Source organism: Thiorhodococcus minor, assembly GCF_010820565.1.
GTDB lineage: Bacteria > Pseudomonadota > Gammaproteobacteria > Chromatiales > Chromatiaceae > Thiorhodococcus > Thiorhodococcus minor.
This window is the reverse complement of the sequence record NZ_JAAIJQ010000261.1, coordinates 1-1,165: the sequence shown is the minus strand read 5'-3', so window position 1 is coordinate 1,165 and position 1,165 is coordinate 1. Positions and strand designations below refer to the sequence as shown.

Here is a 1,165-nt window from a genome sequence, read left to right as displayed (position 1 = left end):
CCGCCATTGGCAAGCGTCTGTCTGCCGAGGTCGTTTCCGCCTAGCACAGCGGGACTTGTGCTTCGAGGCTTCGCGGTGGAACCCGTTGAGGCCTTCAACGTCAGGGTTGATGGGAGGTTTTCCGCGGTTGTCCGGAGTCGGTTTGACTTGAGGAGTCAAGGGGAAGCGTGCTAGACAGAATCTACCCGGATCCAGTTGGGCTACTGAAGAGATTCACGTCGCGTAAATGAAGCCCACTGTCGGACAAATCAGGGAATGCGTGCGCACGAATCACTATGTCGTTACTGTGCATGCGGCCGAAGAGATGGACGACGACAGTTTGACTATCTTCGATGTAGAGCGGTTGATCCTCGCTGGAGAACTAGTTGAAAGGCAGAAAGATAAGGACCCGCCCGAAACCAAAGTGCTTATTCGTGGACCCACACTGGACGGAGATAACGCTTTTGCCGTTGTCAAACTCGGCCCAACGGGCAAGCTCGTAATCGTCACTGTCTTCAGAGATATTTATGGCTAGTCAAATTTGCGATATTTGCGGAGCCGCCGAAGCGGTGGTCCGAAAAGTGACTCGAAGCTTCGGGAAGGGTAGCGACCTCTTGGTAATAGAGGATATTCCCGTTGTAAGTTGCTCACACTGCGGCGAGAGTTACATGACCGCCGAAACGATGCACGAAATCGAAAGAATCAAACTCCACCGTGCAGCGTTCTCTGTTTCCAAACCCGTCCGGGTCGCCCACTTCGCTTAAAGGTAACGCGATTGAAGCCCAACAAGCCCACCAGCTCCGACGCCGAACTGCGGCCTTTGCTCTCGCTCAGGCCGCAGTTCGGCGCGGGCTGTGGTTGACGTTGAACTAATCCGCTCCGCGGGGCTTTGCGGACGCTCGTCACTCGCCCGCGCCTGACAGCGCTTCCACGCCTCGTCGTCCACACTCGCCATGACCCAATCGGGGTCGTTGACAGAGGACCGGACGATGACAGCGTTGCGCCAACGCATGATCGTGGCCATGCATCAGCTGGCCGCGGGGCTGCCGGTGCAGCGGCTGCAACGCCTGCTCGGCCATCAGAGCATCCACACCACGCTGCGCTACGTCCATTGGCTGCCCAGTGCCCGTGAGGGCGAAGGGGCGCTGGACATCATCGCCCAGTTGGAGGTGACCCATGACTAAGC

At 57.8% G+C, this 1,165-nt stretch carries 3 protein-coding genes; all 3 read left to right on the top strand.

Annotation, left to right across the window (positions count from 1 at the left end):
* The first annotated feature begins 226 nt into the window (after positions 1-226).
* The 3 genes from G3446_RS26810 (at position 227) to G3446_RS26800 (ending at position 1,163) form a co-directional block, all read left to right on the top strand.
* Positions 227-514 (top strand): DUF4258 domain-containing protein, encoded by a 288-nt coding sequence (locus G3446_RS26810; protein WP_209262666.1) that lies wholly within the window; start codon positions 227-229, stop codon positions 512-514.
* Positions 507-743, top strand: a complete 237-nt coding sequence (locus G3446_RS29395) for a type II toxin-antitoxin system MqsA family antitoxin (RefSeq protein ID WP_164456696.1) — start codon at positions 507-509, stop codon at positions 741-743. Before G3446_RS26810 ends, G3446_RS29395 begins: the two co-directional genes overlap by 8 nt.
* A gap of 225 nt (positions 744-968) precedes the next feature.
* Positions 969-1,163 (top strand): tyrosine-type recombinase/integrase, encoded by a 195-nt coding sequence (locus G3446_RS26800; RefSeq protein ID WP_245232839.1) that lies wholly within the window; start codon positions 969-971, stop codon positions 1,161-1,163.
* Positions 1,164-1,165 lie beyond the last annotated feature (2 nt).